11 protein-coding genes are annotated in these 20,818 nt (G+C 42.9%); 9 read left to right on the top strand and 2 right to left on the bottom strand.

Features of this window, described 5'->3' with window-relative positions; genetic code table 11:
• Positions 1-85 precede the first annotated feature (85 nt).
• The 5 genes from rpsT (at position 86) to IQ230_RS26790 (ending at position 11,326) form a co-directional block, all read left to right on the top strand.
• On the top strand, positions 86-391 hold the full coding sequence (rpsT, locus tag IQ230_RS16850) for a 30S ribosomal protein S20 (protein ID WP_099700419.1): 306 nt from the start codon (positions 86-88) through the stop codon (positions 389-391).
• A gap of 58 nt (positions 392-449) precedes the next feature.
• Positions 450-1,232, top strand: coding sequence for a TatD family hydrolase (locus tag IQ230_RS16845; RefSeq protein WP_193933355.1), 783 nt, complete (start codon positions 450-452; stop codon positions 1,230-1,232).
• A 695-nt stretch (positions 1,233-1,927) separates the two neighbouring features.
• A complete protein-coding gene (rpoB, locus tag IQ230_RS16840; RefSeq protein WP_193933353.1) occupies positions 1,928-5,227 on the top strand; it encodes a DNA-directed RNA polymerase subunit beta in 3,300 nt (1,099 codons plus the stop codon).
• Between the two features lie 92 nt (positions 5,228-5,319).
• Entirely contained in the window at positions 5,320-7,194 is a 1,875-nt protein-coding gene (locus tag IQ230_RS27430) for a DNA-directed RNA polymerase subunit gamma (RefSeq protein ID WP_099700422.1), read from the top strand.
• Between the two features lie 94 nt (positions 7,195-7,288).
• A complete protein-coding gene (locus tag IQ230_RS26790) occupies positions 7,289-11,326 on the top strand; it encodes a DNA-directed RNA polymerase subunit beta' (protein ID WP_265576224.1) in 4,038 nt (1,345 codons plus the stop codon).
• A 612-nt stretch (positions 11,327-11,938) separates the two neighbouring features.
• Here the strand turns inward: IQ230_RS26790 and IQ230_RS16825 are convergent.
• The gene (locus tag IQ230_RS16825; RefSeq protein ID WP_228055065.1) at positions 11,939-13,117 is read right to left on the bottom strand and encodes a glycoside hydrolase family 5 protein; all 1,179 of its coding nucleotides are present in this window, start codon (positions 13,115-13,117) and stop codon (positions 11,939-11,941) included.
• A gap of 278 nt (positions 13,118-13,395) precedes the next feature.
• On the opposite strand from IQ230_RS16825, the gene IQ230_RS16820 reads away from it, so the two are divergent.
• Positions 13,396-13,686 (top strand): hypothetical protein, encoded by a 291-nt coding sequence (locus IQ230_RS16820; RefSeq protein ID WP_193933347.1) that lies wholly within the window; start codon positions 13,396-13,398, stop codon positions 13,684-13,686.
• Between the two features lie 136 nt (positions 13,687-13,822).
• Positions 13,823-14,593, top strand: a complete 771-nt coding sequence (locus tag IQ230_RS16815; RefSeq protein WP_193933345.1) for a hypothetical protein — start codon at positions 13,823-13,825, stop codon at positions 14,591-14,593.
• 247 nt (positions 14,594-14,840) lie between these two features.
• Here the strand turns inward: IQ230_RS16815 and IQ230_RS16810 are convergent, their stop codons facing one another.
• Positions 14,841-15,575, bottom strand: a complete 735-nt coding sequence (locus tag IQ230_RS16810; protein WP_193933344.1) for a hypothetical protein — start codon at positions 15,573-15,575, stop codon at positions 14,841-14,843.
• A gap of 380 nt (positions 15,576-15,955) precedes the next feature.
• Here IQ230_RS16810 and IQ230_RS16805 point away from each other — a divergent pair, with 380 nt between their 5' ends.
• Positions 15,956-18,115, top strand: a complete 2,160-nt coding sequence (locus tag IQ230_RS16805; protein ID WP_228055063.1) for a carbohydrate porin — start codon at positions 15,956-15,958, stop codon at positions 18,113-18,115.
• Positions 18,112-20,445, top strand: a complete 2,334-nt coding sequence (locus tag IQ230_RS16800) for a tetratricopeptide repeat protein (RefSeq protein ID WP_228055061.1) — start codon at positions 18,112-18,114, stop codon at positions 20,443-20,445. The genes IQ230_RS16805 and IQ230_RS16800 overlap by 4 nt, the downstream gene beginning before the upstream one ends.
• The last annotated feature ends 373 nt before the right edge of the window (positions 20,446-20,818 follow it).

Genomic DNA, 20,818 nt, shown 5'->3' with positions numbered 1-20,818 from the left:
TAATCGCAATATTGCTAAATTGAATGCTATATTAGTACATCTAGGATTTTGTCTTTATAATTTTATCGTTTTCCTGGGTTTAACTGTGGCGAATACAAAATCTGCTATCAAGCGTATCAAAATTGCAGAACGGAACCGACTGCGTAACAAAGCTTACAAATCGGCAGTCAAAACTTTAATGAAAAAATACTTGACTGCTGTAGATACTTATGCTGCTGATCCTACACCAGAAGCAAAGCAAGAAGTGCTTTCGCGGATGGCAGCAGCATACAGCAAAATTGACAAAGCTGTAAAACGCGGTGTCCTACACCCAAACAATGGAGCTAGAAAAAAATCACGTCTAGTCAAGCGACTCAAACAGCACGAACAAGCAGAAGCAACCGGCAACTAAATCGTTAGGGATTATTAGGAAGTACAAATTTTCTTCTCTAACATCTAGCATCGTTAAAATGCAACTTATAGATTCCCACGTTCATCTCAACTTTGATGTGTTTGAACCGGACTTGCCAGCCGTGCGATCGCGCTGGCAAGAAGCTGGCGTTGTTCGCTTGGTACACTCCTGCGTAGAACCAGCAGAATTTGCTAGTATTCAGTTACTAGCAACAAAAATTCCTGAGCTGAGTTTTGCAGTCGGCTTACATCCGCTAGATGCAGACAAATGGGTAGCAAACACTGCTGAACAAATCGTTTCATTTGCTCGCTCAGACAACAAAGTAGTGGCAATAGGAGAGATTGGGCTGGATTTCTACAAAGCAGAGAACCAAATACAGCAAAAAAATGTATTTGTTGCACAACTTGAGATCGCACGCGAACTTGACTTACCAGTGATTATCCATTGCCGAGACGCGGCTAACATCATGCGCGATGTCATTCATGATTTTCAGCAGCAACACGGTCAAGTTAAAGGAGTCATGCACTGTTGGACGGGAAATGCAGAAGAAACAGAGTGGTTTCTTGATTTGGGGTTTTATGTAAGTTTCAGCGGTATAGTGACATTCAAAAATGCCAAGCAAATTCAAGAGTCGGCAAAAATGGTTTGGAAAGATCGCCTGTTAATTGAGACTGACTGCCCATTTTTATCTCCGGTTCCCAAAAGAAGTCAAAAACGCAATGAGCCGGCTTTTGTACGCTATGTAGCCGAAACACTAGCCACTCTCCGCGATGTGACTACAGAGGACATTGCCGCACTAACCACAACTAATGCATGCAAGCTCTTCGGGCTTTCAGTATAAAACTCAAGTTGAAGTCTGAACTTAGCATATCTCGGTTGTAGTTGGCGAAAGCTGTCAGAAAAACGCCATAATATTTAATGAAGCCAATATGAATTTATTTTTCAGGCAGTTGCAAATTTTTTACACCTCTCTCTTAACTACCTTGGCGATCGCGAATCAAATACAAAATAGGTTAACCAAAGCAACAGACAATCTGCTACTAATGCTCTGAACCTTCAAGAGGCGAGGTCAAGTCATTATGCAAAATCAACCTCATCTACACATTAACCAATTTCTGGATTGAAAAACTATTTTTTGCTGTGGACAAAGAACCACGTCTTAATGAAAGGAGTGTCATGCGAGTAAAAGCAAAAAATGTACGCAAAACTTGATTTCTACAAATAAGCAGCAACTGTCAGGCTTAAAATATTTAAGCCTATTTATATTATCAGTGACCAGTCACTAAATGGAGATCTCAGTTGTCACAGCGATACCCACATCAGCTATTAGTCAGCAAGTTCCCTAAACTACCGTGAAGCACTGCTACCAAGCTTAAGCTTTATATCTTTGTGTTTATTGTACAAACAAAGCAACCAAAAAGCACAATTTCTTCTACAGCGCTTGTCCCTTAACTGTCAAATCTCACCATCAGTATATTGGCAGCGTTACCAACACTCGGCAAGTTTAACTATACAAAGTACGTACGTATAAGAAGCATGACAAACGAAACTTATATCGAACCCGCCTTCCTGTTACCCGATTTAATTGAAATTCAGCGCTCCAGCTTCCGGTGGTTTTTAGAAGACGGTCTGATTGAAGAACTCAACAGTTTCTCTCCCATTACAGATTACACAGGCAAATTAGAGCTACACTTTGTTGGTCAAAACTACAAACTCAAAAGACCTAAATATGATGTAGACGAGGCAAAGCGTCGTGACAGCACCTATGCAGTACAGATGTACGTGCCTACACGACTGATCAACAAAGAAACTGGTGAAATTAAAGAGCAAGAAGTCTTTATCGGCGATCTACCTCTAATGACTGATCGCGGGACTTTCATTATCAACGGTGCAGAGCGAGTCATTGTTAATCAAATTGTTCGTTCGCCAGGAGTTTACTATAAGTCTGAAGTTGATAAAAACGGTCGTAGAACTTACTCAGCTAGCCTAATTCCTAACCGAGGAGCATGGCTTAAATTTGAAACTGATCGTAATGACTTGGTATGGGTACGCATTGACAAAACCCGCAAGCTATCTGCCCAAGTACTACTCAAGGCACTAGGTCTATCTGACAATGAAATTTTTGATGCACTACGCCACCCAGAGTATTTTCAAAAGACAATCGAAAAAGAAGGGCAGTTCTCTGAAGAAGAAGCCTTAATGGAGTTGTACCGCAAGCTACGTCCTGGCGAACCGCCCACAGTGCTTGGCGGTCAGCAGCTGTTAGACTCGCGCTTCTTTGATCCCAAACGATATGACCTTGGGCGTGTAGGACGCTACAAACTCAACAAGAAACTTCGCTTGAGTATCCCTGAAACGACACGAGTCCTAACTTCTAACGATATCTTGGCAGCAGTTGACTATCTGATTAACTTAGAGTTTGATATTGGCAATACTGATGACATCGACCACTTAGGTAATCGCCGAGTGCGCAGCGTTGGTGAATTGCTACAAAATCAGGTACGCGTTGGTTTAAATCGCTTAGAGCGGATTATTCGAGAGCGGATGACAGTATCCGATGCTGAAGCTTTAACTCCAGCATCCTTAGTGAACCCCAAACCATTAGTCGCAGCAATCAAAGAATTCTTTGGTTCTAGCCAATTGAGTCAGTTTATGGATCAGACAAATCCATTAGCAGAACTGACACACAAACGCCGCTTGAGTGCTTTAGGTCCTGGAGGATTAACCCGAGAACGTGCAGGCTTTGCTGTGCGAGATATTCATCCTTCACACTATGGGCGAATCTGCCCGATTGAAACACCAGAAGGACCAAACGCAGGTTTGATTGGTTCTTTGGCAACTCATGCTCGTGTTAATCAATATGGCTTTCTAGAAACGCCATTTCGAGCAGTAGAAAACGGACGTGTCTTGTTTGACAAAGCTCCAGCTTACATGACAGCAGACGAAGAAGACGATTTGCGCGTCGCACCTGGAGATACTCCGATTGATGACAATGGTTATATCCTTGGTTCACAAGTCCCAGTGCGTTATCGTCAAGACTGGACAACAACAACACCAGAACAAGTAGACTACGTTGCAGTATCACCTGTACAAATCGTGTCGGTAGCAACAAGTATGATCCCTTTCCTAGAGCACGACGACGCTAACCGCGCGCTCATGGGATCAAACATGCAACGACAAGCAGTACCTTTGCTGAAACCAGAACGTCCTTTAGTAGGAACAGGGTTAGAAGCACAAGCGGCACGCGACTCTGGAATGGTCATTGTCAGCCGCACGGACGGTGAAATTTCGTATGTAGATGCTAACCGCATTCGCGTCCGTCCTGATGGCAGTGGTTCAGAAATTGAGTATCAAATCTCTAAGTATCAACGTTCTAACCAAGATACGTGTTTAAATCAAAGACCGTTAGTGCAAAAAGGCGATCGCGTTGTTGCCGGTCAAGTTATTGCTGATGGTTCAGCCACTGAAGGTGGTGAGTTGGCACTTGGTCAAAATATCATGATCGCCTATATGCCGTGGGAAGGTTATAACTATGAAGACGCGATCTTAATCTCAGAACGACTCGTTCAAGAAGATATTTACACTTCAATTCACATTGAAAAGTATGAAATTGAAGCAAGACAAACAAAACTTGGACCTGAAGAAATTACCAGAGAAATTCCTAATGTCGGAGAAGACGCGCTACGACAGTTGGATGAACAAGGAATCATCCGCATGGGTGCGTGGGTAGAAGCAGGAGATATCCTTGTTGGTAAAGTGACTCCAAAAGGAGAGTCAGACCAACCCCCTGAAGAGAAGTTACTGCGCGCCATCTTCGGAGAAAAAGCCCGTGATGTCCGAGATAACTCTTTAAGAGTACCGAACGGCGAAAAGGGTCGTGTCGTTGATGTGCGTGTATTTACCCGCGAACAAGGCGATGAACTGCCACCAGGAGCAAATATGGTGGTACGCGTCTATGTAGCGCAAAAACGCAAGATTCAAGTCGGCGACAAAATGGCAGGACGTCACGGTAACAAAGGTATTATTTCTCGGATTCTGCCGATAGAAGATATGCCGTATTTGGAAGATGGAACACCTGTAGATATTGTGCTTAATCCTCTAGGAGTTCCTTCACGCATGAACGTCGGTCAAGTTTTCGAGTGCTTACTCGGTTGGGCAGGGCACAACTTGGGTATGCGGTACAAGGTAACGCCATTTGACGAAATGTATGGCGAAGAGTCATCACGAACTGTCGTTCATGGCAAACTAAGTGAGGCGGGCGATCGCAGTGGTCAAGATTGGCTATTCGACCCAGAGACACCTGGCAAAATTAAGGTGTTTGATGGTCGGACTGGAGAAGCCTTTGACCGCCCGATTACCGTAGGTATCGCTTACATACTCAAACTCGTACACCTCGTAGATGACAAGATCCACGCGCGTTCTACAGGACCATACTCCTTAGTCACGCAGCAGCCTTTAGGTGGTAAAGCCCAACAAGGTGGTCAGCGCTTTGGAGAAATGGAAGTGTGGGCATTAGAAGCCTTTGGTGCAGCATATACTTTACAGGAATTGCTCACCGTTAAATCCGATGATATGCAAGGACGCAATGAGGCACTAAATTCGATTGTGAAAGGTAAAGCCATTCCTAGACCTGGTACACCCGAGTCATTCAAAGTATTGATGCGAGAACTTCAATCACTCGGGTTAGATATTGCCGTACACAAAGTCGAAACTCAAGCAGACGGAAGTACTGCTGATGCTGAAGTCGATTTGATGGCAGATACTGGTAATCGCCGTACTCCTTCACGCCCCACCTATGAATCCTTAACTCGCGAGGCACTCGAAGACGACGCTTAATTAAATGCTAGGGGGTTGGAGGTGAACACCTCGCTCCCCTACTATCTATTGCATCCTGATCCTATTCCCTTCCATTTTTCTATTCTTTATATATGAGACACGCGCAAACAACGCAGTTTGACTATGTCAAGATTGGCTTAGCTTCACCAGAACGCATTCGCCAGTGGGGAGAACGTACCCTCCCTAATGGTCAAGTGGTTGGAGAAGTTACAAAACCGGAGACAATTAACTACCGCACACTTAAACCAGAGATGGATGGGCTATTCTGCGAGCGCATCTTTGGTCCTGCGAAAGATTGGGAATGCCACTGTGGTAAATATAAGCGAGTACGGCATCGCGGTATTGTCTGCGAACGCTGTGGTGTAGAAGTCACAGAATCCCGCGTACGTCGCCATCGTATGGGATATATCAAACTTGCTGCACCTGTTGCGCATGTTTGGTATCTCAAAGGTATACCAAGCTATATCTCAATTTTGCTTGATATGCCGCTACGCGATGTCGAACAAATAGTTTACTTCAATGCTTATGTTGTTTTGTCTCCTGGTAATGCTGAGACTCTAACCTACAAGCAACTCTTAACTGAAGATCAGTGGTTGGAAATTGAAGATCAAATCTACAGTGAGGATTCTCAACTTACTGGCGTAGAAGTTGGTATCGGTGCTGAAGCTTTAGCACGGTTGCTTTCTGATATCAATTTAGAGACTGAAGCAGAAAAGCTGCGCGAAGAAATAGCCAATGCTAAAGGGCAAAAACGTGCCAAGTTGATTAAACGACTGCGAGTCATTGATAACTTTGTTGCTACCGGCTCTAAACCAGAGTGGATGGTGATGATGGTTATCCCCGTGATTCCGCCAGACTTGCGCCCGATGGTACAGCTTGATGGTGGTCGTTTTGCAACTTCTGACTTAAACGATCTTTACCGTCGGGTGATTAACCGCAACAACCGCTTAGCAAGATTACAGGAAATTTTAGCTCCTGAAATTATTGTCCGCAATGAAAAACGGATGCTGCAAGAAGCGGTAGACGCATTAATTGATAATGGACGTCGCGGTCGAACTGTAGTAGGCGCAAATAACCGACCATTGAAATCCTTGTCTGACATTATTGAAGGAAAACAAGGACGTTTTCGGCAAAACTTACTAGGGAAAAGAGTAGACTACTCAGGGCGATCGGTCATTGTTGTTGGACCAAAACTTCACATCCACCAATGTGGTTTGCCTAGAGAAATGGCAATTGAGTTGTTTCAGCCCTTTGTCATTCATAGATTGATTCGTTCAGGGTTAGTTAACAATATCAAAGCAGCCAAAAAACTGATTTCCCGAGGCGATCCTAGTGTGTGGGATGTCCTTGAAGAAGTCATTGAAGGTCATCCAGTCCTACTCAACCGCGCTCCTACATTACACCGCCTAGGAATTCAAGCTTTTGAACCGATTCTGGTGGAAGGGCGCGCAATTCAACTCCATCCTCTCGTATGCCCAGCTTTTAACGCTGACTTTGACGGCGATCAAATGGCAGTTCATGTGCCATTGTCTTTAGAATCGCAAGCAGAAGCAAGACTACTGATGCTAGCTTCAAACAATATCTTGTCACCTGCAACAGGTAGACCAATTATTACTCCTAGTCAGGACATGGTTTTGGGCTGCTATTACCTCACAGCAGACAATCCCCATAGCCAAAAAGGTGCTGGACGCTTCTTTGCTTCACTTGATGATGCCATTATGGCTTACGAACAAGAGCAAGTTGCGCTTCATGCAAAGGTGTGGGTACGGTTTGATGGTGAAGTTGAATCAGCAAAGCCAGATACCGAACCTGTCAAGGTAGAAAAAGGCGATGATGGCACTGTAACAAAGCATTATCGCGAACGACGTACCCGTGAAGATGCTAATGGAAACCTGATTTCTCAGTTTATACAAACAACTCCAGGTCGCGTAATTTATAACAAAGTAATTCAGGAAGCCTTGCAGTAAAGCTGTCAGCAATTAGCCGTGAGCGGTTAGTACTGCTCGCTAATTGCTGCTAATCGCTAATAGGAATAGTAGAGAAATGGCAGAAGAAAAGGGAATGATTTTTCGCAATCGGATAGTAGATAAGGGACAGCTTAAGAATTTAATCGCATGGGCTTTCACGAATTATGGAACTGCCCGAACAGCAGCGATCGCCGACCGTTTAAAAGACTTGGGATTTCGCTACGCGACAAAAGCGGGTGTTTCCATTAGTGTTGATGACTTAATGGTTCCTCCTAGCAAGCGTGCTTTATTAGAGGCAGCCGAAGCAGAAATTCGAGCGACTGAAGAACGCTACACGCGAGGCGAAATTACCGAAGTAGAACGCTTCCAAAAAGTCATTGATACCTGGAATAGTACCAGTGAAGCGCTTAAAGATGAAGTTGTCGATCACTTCCGCGCAACTAATCCGTTGAACTCAGTATATATGATGGCGTTCTCTGGAGCTAGGGGGAATATTTCTCAAGTGCGCCAGTTGGTGGGAATGCGTGGTTTGATGGCTGATCCCCAAGGTGAGATTATTGACTTACCAATTAAAACAAATTTCCGCGAAGGATTGACAGTTACTGAGTATATTATTTCTTCCTACGGAGCCAGAAAAGGGTTAGTTGATACCGCACTGAGAACAGCCGATTCAGGTTACTTAACACGTCGTTTAGTAGACGTTTCGCAAGATGTGATTATTCGGGAAATTGATTGCGGAACAACAAGAGGGATCTCGCTGCGAGCAATGATGGAAGGCGATCGCGTAGTTATTCCTCTTAGCTCGCGACTATTGGGCAGAATTGCAGCAATAGATATTGTGCATCCCCAAACAAAAGAAGTCTTGTTCGAGAAAAATCAACCGATTTCTGACGAAGTAGCCAAGCACATCGAGAAAGCTGGTGTCGAAGAAGTTATTGTGCGATCGCCCTTAACGTGTGAAGCCGCTCGCTCGGTATGTCAACACTGTTACGGTTGGAGTTTAGCGCATGGCAAAATGGTTGATCTTGGCGAGGCTGTGGGAATTATTGCAGCTCAAAGTATCGGTGAACCAGGAACTCAGCTGACAATGCGGACTTTCCATACTGGAGGTGTATTTACTGGTGAAGTTGCTCGACAAGTTCGCAGTGACGTCGAAGGTACGTTACGAATCCCCAGCCGCTTACGGACTCGACCCTTCCGCACTCGTCACGGGGAAGATGCATTGATTGTTGAAGCGAATGGTACCCTAACAGTTGAAGCAAGATCTGGCGAGAAAGTCACCGTTCCTGTAACCCAAGGTTCTACTCTGTACATTACTGACGGTCAAACGGTAAAAGTTGGAGAACTTCTTGCAGAAGTTGCAATTGGCGGTCGTAACACTAGAGCACATACAGAAAAAGCAACAAAAGATGTTGCCTCAGACTTAGCAGGCGAAGTTAAGTTTGCTGATGTTGTCCCAGAAGAAAAAACAGACCGTCAAGGTAATACGACAACTACTGCAGCAAGAGGTGGTTTGATTTGGATTTTATCTGGAGAAGTGTACAACTTACCTCCAGGAGCAGAACCGTCGGTTGTTAATGGTCAAAAGATTGAAGCAAATAGCGTTCTTGCTGAGACACGACTTAACACTGTCTATGGCGGTACTGTACGGATACCGTCAGGAAGTGTAAACAACGGCAAAGGTGGGCGAGAAATAGAAATCATTACTGCTTCAGTCGTACTAGATACCGCTAGAGTACGAGCAGAACACAGTCAAGGTCGCGATCAATATTTGGTTGAAACAAATAATAACCAAATGTTCTCGCTGCTCGCTACCCCTGGAACAAAAGTACAAAATAACCAAGTTGTAGCTGAGTTGATTTCTGATGAATATCGCACTACGACTGGCGGTTTAATTAAGTATTCTGGGATAGAGCTGGCGAAGAAAGGTAAAGCTAAGCAGGGCTATGAAATTGTCCAAGGTGGAACGATTTTGTGGATTCCAGAAGAAACCCACGAGGTTAATAAAGATATCTCGCTACTGATGGTAGAAGATGCTCAGTATGTTGAAGCTGGAACTGAAGTAGTTAAAGATATCTTCTGCCAAAACAATGGTGTAGTGGAAGTTACTCAGAAAAATGACATTCTACGCGAGCTAGTGATCAAGCCTGGTGACTTGCTGATGGTAGACGATCCTGAAGCAGTTATGAATCGCGATGGTACATTTGGTCAACCAGGCGAGGAAATTCTGCCAGGACATACCCTCTCAGACTTACGCTATATCGAGTACGTCGAATCGCCAGAAGGACCTGCTTTGCTGCTGCGTCCAGTGACTGAATTCGCAGTACCAGATGAACCTTCAGTTCCCAGTACACAATCGAGCGCAGGTGCGGGTCGTTCAATTACTCTTAGAGCAGTGCAACGCGTTCCGTACAAAGATTCAGAGCGCGTTCGTTCTGTCGAGGGAGTAGAGCTATTACGTACTCAGTTGGTGCTAGAAATTGAGCAAATGCAGTCACCTGAACACACAGGCTCACCAATGCTCGCTGACATTGAGTTAGTCCCAGATGAGGACGATTCAAACGTTCAGCGCTTGCAGTTAGTAATTCTTGAATCATTAGTGATTCGTCGTGACATTGCTGCTGATGCAACCCAAGGGAGTACTCAAACAAGGCTTCTTGTCGAAGACGGACAAACTATTGAAGCTGGTGCTGTTGTGGCTCGCACAGAAATCCAGGGCAAAGAAGCAGGGGAAATTCGCGGTATTCGTGAGGGGGCAGAGGCAATTCGCCGGATCTTAGTAGTCAGAACGACAGATCAATTCACCGTTACAACCAAAGAGAAACCTCACGTCAAAACAGGTGACTTACTAATTGCTGGTCGTGAAATCGCTCCAGGGGTTGTGATTGAGGAATCCGGTCAAGTCCTGGAAATTAGATCTCAAACCGCAAGGCAAGAAGACGCAGCAAACACAGCCCTAACTAGTAACAATTATGAAATTGTTCTGCGAATTGCTCGTCCTTATCGCGTTTCACCAGGAGCTGTCTTACAAGTTGAAGATGGCGGTTTAGTTCAACGCGGTGACAACTTAGTATTACTTGTGTTCGAGCGAGCTAAGACTGGAGATATTATTCAAGGTTTACCGCGAATTGAAGAACTGTTGGAAGCTCGTAAACCCAAGGAAGCTTGTGTTCTTGCTCGTAAACCAGGAACCGTTGAAGTTGGCAGGTTAGAAGATGAAGCAGTTGCAATTAGAGTTGTTGAAGACTCTGGCGCAGTCATTGAATATCCTATTGGACCTGGTCAGAATGCCGTAGTACCAGATGGAGCAACAGTAGAAGTTGGAATGCCGCTGACAGAAGGACCCGCCAATCCTCACGAAATCTTGGAAATTTTCTTTGAGTATGGTACGCAAAATGGTGCTTATGCTGATGCTTTAGAAGCATTGCAGCAAGTACAAACTTTCTTGGTGAATGAAGTCCAAACAGTGTACCAATCTCAAGGAATTGATATTGCTGACAAGCACATTGAAGTTATTGTGCGGCAAATGACTTCTAAGGTACGTGTTGATGATGGTGGCGACACCACAATGCTACCTGGTGAATTGGTCGAGCTGCGGCAAATTGAGCAGGTCAACGAAGCAATGAGTATTACTGGAGGTGCTAGAGCGCAGTATACACCAATGCTACTCGGTATCACTAAGGCATCACTCAATACAGATAGCTTTATTTCAGCAGCTTCTTTCCAAGAAACTACAAGAGTCCTAACCGAAGCCGCGATTGAAGGTAAATCAGACTGGCTACGCGGCTTGAAAGAAAACGTCATTATTGGACGCTTGATTCCTGCTGGAACTGGCTTTAATGCCTATGAGGAACTTGCTAGTCCGATGAGCGAAGATCTCTCGCTTGACTCAGGAAGTGTCTTTGATGATGGAGAAGATTCACTCGATGTCGTACTCGATGACCGTACAGCTCGCGCTTACAATTTAGACGGTGGTTTGGGAGATAATTTTAGCTTTGATCGTAATTCCTTCATTCAAGATGATGAAGACTTGATGATCAGTGATGAGGTCGAGGACTTTGCAGCTGATGAAGATGAAGACGATGATTACGAAGAAGATGAAGATGAAGACAGTGATGAAGACGATCTCTAACTTGTTGAGCTAATCTTGAGCTGAAATAGGAAAAAGAAAGACCCTCTAGACCACTTTGGTTTAGAGGGTTTACTTTAAAGGTGGGATATGTGCAAAATTTAGCGACTGGGGATTAGATATAGCAGAGGAAGCTCTTCGCAAATCTTCGGTTCAGAGAGCATGCTTAAAAGTTAGTTAGAGCGATAATTCTGGGTTCCTCAATAATGCCCTAATTATGTTTACTATTGCTGTATTTGCCGCATCTGATAGTTTTGACTTGGCTTTGTAGCACAACAACCAAATCACACTTGATTATGTTCGAGGTTTCTTTTCTACATCTTAAGGAGTCAATAAGTATTTTTTCCCTGGTTGCTTAAATGTTGCCTTCCAAATATTATCAATTGCTGTTTCATGTATTTGAAAGCTTACTTGTCAATTTGAGATATGGCTGTTTGTTTTATTGCTGGCATGGAAACTATAACAAAACCCTGTTTTCCAATCACATTGCAGCTGTATTGTCACTTCTAACCCCTGAGAATGTAAAGTTGGAACATTGGAATTTTGTCAGTTATGGTTGAGATTGTTGTAGAGAGCGATCGCTTTGCTCACTATAGTTATGATGGGTAGAGGTAATTAATGAGTGAAGGAAATACCTTCTAATAGCCGACTCAATAGATTATGTTTAGGTACATTTACACTTTGCCAGTCATCTTGTAAAATTCCGCCTGTATCATCACTGTTAGGATTCCAACTCCAATAGGTAAAGCTCAGATGATGCTTTTGAATGTAATTGATAAATTGCTGTTGCCAAATACCTTCTTTGGATATCGTATCTACATAATGACCGCCAAATTCTCCAACTAGAACAGGGGCGATATTTTGACCAGCAATGTAGTGAAATCCAATCTCCCAACGGTGATAGAGATTGTAAGGAAAAGTTCGTTCAGCAAACCAAGGCTGATTGTAGACTCCAGGACCATATTCGTGCGGAGAATAAATTAACTTATCAGAGTGAGATAAACGTACTGGATAACGTCTGACACCTTCAAGATTACCTCCTTGCCAATGTCCTGATAATCTTTGTCCTGGAACATTATTTTCTACTCCTTCCACGATAATTAACCAATGAGGATTCAACGCAAGAATTGCATTTCCTGCTCGTTCTGCAGCAAGTCGCCAATCAGTTGCTAAATCGTTAGTTCCCCAACTCGCACGACCGTGGGGTTCATTTTTTAAATCTGCTCCAATCACATTGTCTTGATTTTGGTAACGAATCGCTAACATTAGCCATGTATTAATCCAGTCTTGTTCTGTAAACCCATCTCCGTACCACAACTCAGGAATACGTTTGTCATTTAATCGATGACTATCTAACACAATAAGCAAGCCTTGATGCTGAGCTTCTTGAATGATATAGTCCATGACTTCTAAGGGAGTTTTTCCCTGCAGTTCTTGATTTGCACCAAGTTTGTAGTCAATTCCGCTGACTTCTAAAGATCTCAGTGATTGTACGGAATAAGGTAGCCGGATCGTGTTATATCCCAAACTCTTGATTTGTGCTAACATTTCCCGATAATCTCGACGCCATAAACCGTGAGGAGCATGTAACTCTGTCTCCATACCAAACCAGTTAACGCCTCTAAGCAAAACTTGATTTCCTTTAGCATCAACTATTTTTGCTCCTTGAGTAGATAAGGGAAATTGAATAGTTGTCGTGGCATAGGTTGTAGTATTGATTTCTTTCAATAACCAAGGCGTCACCAATACTGTTGTCACTGCTAATGTAAATAAGCAGAGCATCTGTAAAATCATGGTCTTATTTCGTCGTTGAGAGCACTTTCTCTCTGGTAGAAGCGGCGATGTTTTCTGTATCTGGTAAGAACAAGTGTTCAAGAGTAGCATTTGATCTAAAAAACTCAGTATAAACACTGCCATAGATGCAATACACATACCATAGGAGAAAAAATTAACCATATTTGTATCTATCTATATTTGTAGTAGGCAACTGCTAGCCGTTAAGGTGTGCAGCTATTTAAATCTCACAGTTATATAAGAGCTTTCTATAAATATGTATCTTCTAGAATCTATTTATGAGCAGGCTGCTTGCTTATCTTGCTTATATTGAGCATGACACGTATCAGTATCAAGAAGTGCCTCCACTTATTAGAGCGATCGCCTATTCACTCTATTTTCATCACAGTCTAAATTTCCGCACAATCAGTATTTGTAGGAATTTAGTAGAAGATGCATTGTCAATTTTACTGAAAAACCTTACAACAAATTTAAGTATTTACACGCAACTTTATATTCTCTATATAGACAATTACGATCTCAAAGTTAAACTAAGTACAGACAACGAATTAATTACATTCCAGAAATAAAAGCAAATTGTGGCAAGGACTTGTTACTAAATATTAATAATTACCTCTACAAAACTAAAGTACACCTTTAGCTTTGGTTTCGAAAAAACTTCTAATTGACATAGTTCCTCACAAAAAACATTCACAAGTATAAATCATGACTACATCTATCTTCAAAAAATTTGTTCTACCACCTGTACTTCTTTCTACCGGAATCTTTGCAACATTAACTTTACCTTTGGCTTTACTTGGCTCTAAGCCTGTAGCAATTCAACTCCAAGAAGAACCAGTGTTTCATGGTAAACTAAGAGACATCTCTACTCCTTATCTTGGCTTAGCAAGCTTACTGAGTTTGGGAACAGGAATTGCTAGTGTTGCAGTTGCAGGATGGCAACAATCTTCTCGTAAATCAGCACAAGTAGAGCAGCAGCTATCTGGTTTGCAACAACGTTTGCAAGAAAAAGAAGAGCAATTAGAACAACTTAAACTTTCTGAATCTCGTTTAGCAACTGTTGGATTAAATTCATTCTTAGAAGGTGAAGTATCTACTACAGCCTCAGAACCTGCTACAACTGCAATGCAGCCTGTTGTTATCACTACACCCGTACAAGCTATTGAGCCTTTAGTTGTAATTGCAGAGCACAAAGCAGAGCCTATCTTAACAGTTCAAGCAGCTACATCACAGTTTTCTTTAGCGCAAAACTATATATCGTATACACAAGCTATTCCTACTCAAAAACCGCAAAATTTGAGAGATTTTCAGCAAGAACCTGCGCTAGATACACCTTCAGTAGAAGAACTGCAAGATCAATTACAACAAATCATGGTTCAGATGGAGAATTTACACAAAACATTACAAATAAATACCTCGGTAAAACCAGAGCAAGAAGCATTAGCTAGTGATTCTCTGCTTGTTTCTCACTCATAAAAACATATGTGTAGAACGTAGCCGTCAACAAAGTAAAAAACTAAAAGCAAAATACTGTTAACGTCTACGTTATGAATTATAAATTCAGGTCTATTATCTTCACTTGAATGACTATCCTAAGTAAGTGAATAAAAATAAACGTGATTTAAGGGCTGTTATAGGTCTAATGGCTAGTGGAGCTATTAAGCAGCACATAGCATCTGATAAATAACTACACCCACTTACTTAATTAGAAACGCAGTAGTTATTAACGTAAGAATTCAGCTAGAGAAAGTGGAGCATTAGTTTGGTTTGTCTTAATTGGTTTTGGACGAGTTGCGGTGGTATTAGAAGCATTCAAATCAAGTTCTGAACGGTTTCCCCAACCTCCGTTTGTTTCTTCTGGTAGAACTTTAGGAGGAGCTGTTTTTCCAGAAGCTAGAGTAATAGGCAGTGTTTGACTAGCTTGCACATACTCTTCACCATCAACACTAAACCGAACTAATCTTCCTTGTAATTCTGGGATTGTTTGCTGTTCAGTTGGTAACTGAGCTGAAGGTTCGTAGGTAGCAATAAAAGTTATAGATGTGGCTGGTTGTAGTAAGTTTTGCAGTGCTGCTTCTGTTTGCCAAGCTTCTTGATAACTTCCATCTGTAGCAACTTGCCAAAAATTAAGTGTAGTTTGCCATTTTCCTGCCGATACTGGCACAATTTGCCTAGCCAAGATAGAGTACGTATGAGGCTGAGAAGTAAGCGATCGCTCGTGTGCTGGACTGAGATAACGTAACGCTGTCACTGCAATTCCACTATCATCAGGTAAATTAGTACTACCTGCAATATTGTAGACTCCTGGACGACTTGCTGCTTTGATCTGGTTAATGTTGAGTTCTACACCTTGTTGAGGTGGAGGCGAGCAGCTAATACATAGCAATGACAGTAAACTACAAGCCGTAATCTGAGGGAATTTAATTTTTAGAATAAATTGATATAAAGGGATAAGCATAGGGCGATCGCAATAAAAACACACTAAATTTTAAGTATTTTGATGACAAAGTTGCAAAACCAAACAAAAATCATTAAACACCAGTGAGCAAAAAGCGCATTCCTTAAAACTCGTAAAGCTACTGCTCCAGGATAATCTTGCTTTTTAAGATCAACAAGAGACTTTTACAAAGAATCTTGGAAAATTTAATTACTCAAAATTTGTACTTTTATTTACACCTATTCAGCTACTCACCCTGCAAAATTTACGGCTATTGGCTGCAAATTAATACCTTTTACACGAGAATATTAAGCTGCTAGATCTCGTCGATCGGAATAAGGTTTGTTAAAGTGGCGTCAGTCTGCCTACGAAGAATTAATTAGCCAAGCAACCAGGGTGTGATGAGCCAAACCGTACCTGATTGTCCTATACCCATATTTTTGAATCAATTTAAGCTATTTAGCTTACTTGGTGTGAGTGTGATCGCTGTTTGCCTGCTTGAAGTTGGTACTAATCAACCTGCTCAAGCAAACTCTGAACAGCATCAACACATTGACTCTCAATTGATAGCACAACTTCCGAGCTTGCCAAATCAAAATACGACTCCACCAAATTTTAATTATATTCAAAGTCCACAAGTAGCTCCAGGAACACTTCCCAACTACAATCAGTATTTGGCCGTTCCTAGTGGTATTCCTTATGGATCTCGCCCGCCAGCAGTATCTCCTGCGAAAACGTGGCAAGAAGAACTTGCGCAGAGAAACAGCAATTACCCAAATCAAGGGATGGCATCACCTTCCCTACCACCAGTGGCACCACCACAACCTAATATGCTTGGTAGTGGAAGCATTGCACCTGGAGTTATGACTCCTTACAGCGTTGTACAACCCTATGTGCCGCAAGCTCCAGCCAATATTTATCCTGGAGCGATTGCATCACCTTATCCTTACGGTGTCGTTGGATCTCCAACGTACGTTCAACCACCAGTGACATCACTACCAGTTCCTGCAAGCCCTGGAATTCCTCAGGCAAATTCTCCAAACGGCGATGTGCTACCGCCAGCACCAGGAAGTCCTGTCAATGGAATGATGGTTCCTTATGGTGTTCCAACTCAACAGCCTTACTTACCACCCATGCCACAACCTAATGCACTCGGCATGATGATGGTTCCTTATGGTGTTCCAACTCAACAGCCTTATCTAGCGCCACCTAATGCGATCGGTGGAAATGCTGTACCTTTAGCACCAGGGTATATGATTCCTTATGGTGTTCCAGTTCCCCAACTTTACTTACCACCTATGCCACAACCTAATGCGGGTGGTATGAGCATGATGTACCCAGGCGGTATGACATCATATGCTCCAGTTGTCAACCAAAATGCAGCTGTTGGACAGCAAGTATTTCCAGCACCTGTTGGCTCTTACTTAGCACCAGCCACAACACAATTACCTCCTCCACTCAATACAGTACCTCCCACTGCTCCTAGCCCGAATTTAGCTCCAGCACCTCCAACTCCTATTCCTAACCAAGGTACGATCCAAACACCTACAGTACCTGCGTTGGATAGTCAACCGGTGAGTAATTCTGCTTTGCAGTTGCAAGGTGTTTATTCTTATCAAGGAGACGAGTCTTCAGCTCGAGCACGAGTAGGTGCAGTGTATCCTCTCACACCTCGAATTTTGGTAGGTGCGACAGTTGATTTAACTGATGGCAACGCTTTTGCTGATTCTCGAACTCAAGGATTGAATCTTAATGAATTTTATTTAGCAACTTCGTTAGAAAATGTACCAAACTTGCGGTTTGTGATTGGTCAACTTGATTTGACTTCTTACTTTGACCGTAATAGCTTTGCTAAAGATGGAGCATCGCAGTTTTTTAATCCTGTGTTTCAGACAAATCCAGCTCTAGTCAGTACTGGTGTTAACTCGCGTCCTGGTGCTTTGGTGAATTGGACCGTAACCGATAACATTGAAGCTAAAGCGGCGATCTTTTCTTCTTCACGAGCAATTGGAGACTTTGCACTCGATGGATTTGCTACAGAAGTAGGGATTCGCTACGGCAATGCGATCATTCGCGGAACTTATGCTACAGATCGCGATGCTGGAACTCAAGATGGCTTCCAAGAAGCTTTTCAAGTTGCCAGAAGTGATGGAGATAGTGGCATTTTGCGTTCGGATCGCGAGGAATCATACGGTGTCAACGCAGAAGTTTATATTCCTAATCTTAAAATGGGGCTATTTGGTCGCTATGGTCGCTATGAAAACCGCGATTTAGAACTAGGAGGAGATACATATAGTTTAGGTGTGAGCTTTTTAGATGTGTTTTCACCTGACGATAGACTTGGCTTAGCTTATGGTAGAAGTTTGTCTAATGATAGATTGCGTCGGCAAGCAGGGAATGATAGACCTGATGTCTTAGAGTTGTATTATGATTTCCGCTTTCTGTCTAACTTACGGTTGGGCTTTACGTTTCAAGAGCGTAACAATTTCTCCGAAACAATTTTTGGATTTAGGCTTAAAACAGAGTTTAATGTGACTCCTATCGAGAGTATTATCCGATGAGTCAGCCGCAAAAGAGCGTGAACAAAATGGAAACTGGCAAAAGGCAAATTTCTTACTTAGTTCCTTTTGTACTAATGATGGGATTAGTTGGAAGTCCAGTACTAGAGGTTGTTATAGGGGTTCCTGTTGCTCAAGCACAAGCACTGCCAAACGAGGTGCGTCGAGGCTATACGCTTTTAGATCAAGGACTGGTTAAAGATGCGATCGCTGCTTTTCACCAAGCCATTCGCCGCTATCCGCAGTCTATTCCTGCGAAACTCGGCTTAGCAATTGCCTATAGGCGACAGGGAGAAACTTCTGAAGCGTGGGATGCTTACCAACAAGTTTTGGCACAAGAACCTAACAATCAACTAGCACTTCAAAGTGTAGGTACTCTTGGCGGTTTTCGCCCTGAGTGGCAAGCACGTGGCATAGAAGCACTGACAACGTTACTCAGTCTTAACCCGAATGACACCGAAGCTCGTGCCCAACGCGCATTACTCTACGGTTATCAAGGTCGGTTCGCGGAAGCTTTAGCAGACTATCAAACTGTTTTAGCTAATAATCCATCTCCAGAAATCTTACTTGGTGCAGCAGAAACTTACACTAATAGCGGTAACTATCAACAAGGATTAGAGCTGTTTAATCGCTACCGTGCAACAGGACAGTCGATCTCTGGCTATGCAGCGATCGCCTATGCCCGCGCTTTACGTCAAACAGGTAGTGCAGCAGCAGCTATACAAGTTCTCGAACCCCAAGTACAAGCTGCTCAAATTGACGATCGCGCGATTCAAGCCCGTGCGGAGTTATCTTTAGCCTACTTAGCAAATCAGCAGTTTACTGAATCACTAGCAATTTTAGATCCTTTACAAGGTAGAGTCGATGCGATTTTACCTTTAGCGCGATCGCTCAATGAAATTCGTTTACGTGCTAATGTTGCTGGACTTGCTGAACGAGTCGGAAATCTCTACTCTCAAGCACTAGCTCAAGCAGTGACTCCCGATCCGCAACTATTACGCGAGGCAGCTGATGTTTTTAGTGGTTTACCTCAAGGGCAACAAACTGCATTACAGTTGTATCGTCAATTAGCAACTAGCCAACCAAACGATCCCAGTGTTCAAGTACAACTTTTAGCTCTCGAACGCCAACTAGGGTTAATCTCTCCAACCGATCTCAAGGGACGACTATCTCAAGTTCTACAAATCTTACCCACAGATCCCACTCAACGGCAGCAATTAGCACAAGCTTTAGCACAAATTGAACCCCCAGGGCTAGAATTTCTGCCTGTTTATCAGAATTTACTGCTGGTTGGTGTCAATCAACCGTTTCTTAATTTCCGCGTAGCACAGCTATTACTGCAAAGCAATGATTTAGAAGGTGCCAAACGCGCTTTGGCAGCTTATGCAGCGACACCAGCAGGAGCAACAGATCTCGCACCACAATTACTTGCAGCAGAAATCGAGCGACGGGAAGGAAACTTAACAGCTGCACAAGCACGTTATCAAGCATTGATTGCCGCTAATATTCAAGATAGTGATGTTCTAAATGCTGCACTGCAAGGACTTGCTGGAATTTACCTCAGCCAAAATCAATCAGATAATGCTCTTATTCTTTACGATCAGCTTTTGGTACGAAATCCTCAAGATGCAAATATCCAATTAGGACGCGCTAGTATCGCTTATCAAGCAAACAGAATCTCACAAGCTCAAGCAGAAGCAGTACTCAGCAGTTGGTTGCAAACTCAACCTACGACTAATGCACCTGCTGAGTTATTTAGTTTAGTTGCTGCATTGCCTGCAAGTCCTCAGCGGGAAAGTCTTTATAATGCGCTTTTGGCGATTGAGCCGAATAATATTCCTGTACAAACACGCTCTTTGCAATTAATTGCATCGCGAGATCCAGCACTAGCACGCGCGCGAGTTGCTCAAATTGTTGCAAGTAATCCAAATAATGTTGGCGTTTATTTCTTGCAAGGACAATTAGCACAAGCAATTGGCGATCTAAGTCTTGCCGATCGCGCTTATCAAACAATCTTGAGTGCACAACCTTACAATGCAGATGCTTTATCTGCTTTAGGTGGTATTCGGTTTCAGCAGCGCCGCTTTAACTCTGCAGAACAGTTATATTCTCAAGTTTTAGCAGTTAATCCAAATGATTTATCTATTCGGCGGACGCTAGCAAGTTTGAGTGCTGCACAAGATAAACCTTTGACTGCACTAGAACAACTTGAGCGGTTGCAAGTAAATCAATCCAATGGACAGTCGGATAGCGATTTATCGCGTCAAAGACAACAACTACAAGAAGATTTTCTGCGACGGCGCGGCTTTCAACCTTCTTGGGAGCGCTACTAAATTTGTTTGAGTATTAATTTAGTTGATAGGCAGGCAAAATACCTACTTCTATTAACTTAGTTAAGCTACTTAATCAGCTTCTGAAAGGATAACAACACTCTCAGTAGTCGTCACTCCTAGTAACACTCCTATGAGATTCCAACGCCAAATCAAGAGTAGTTGATGAAATGACGAGCTGAAGTGAATAAGATCTACCTATTAAATTTTGAAAAAATCTTCCATACAGTTTAAGATACAACTGTAAAACGAATGGCACGAAGAAAAGCTCAAAGTGTTGCAGAATAAGCACTACAGCTTGTAATGCCCATTTAGCAGTAATAGCTTGACTCAGGCAATCGCTCTGAGAAAGATGATGTATGGTTGTCCAAAAATT

It is taken from the genome of Gloeocapsopsis crepidinum LEGE 06123 (genome assembly GCF_015207655.1).
Taxonomy (GTDB): Bacteria; Cyanobacteriota; Cyanobacteriia; order Cyanobacteriales; family Chroococcidiopsidaceae; genus Gloeocapsopsis; species Gloeocapsopsis crepidinum.
Note: the sequence above shows the minus strand (reverse complement) of the source record. Positions and strands in the feature narration are given on the sequence as shown.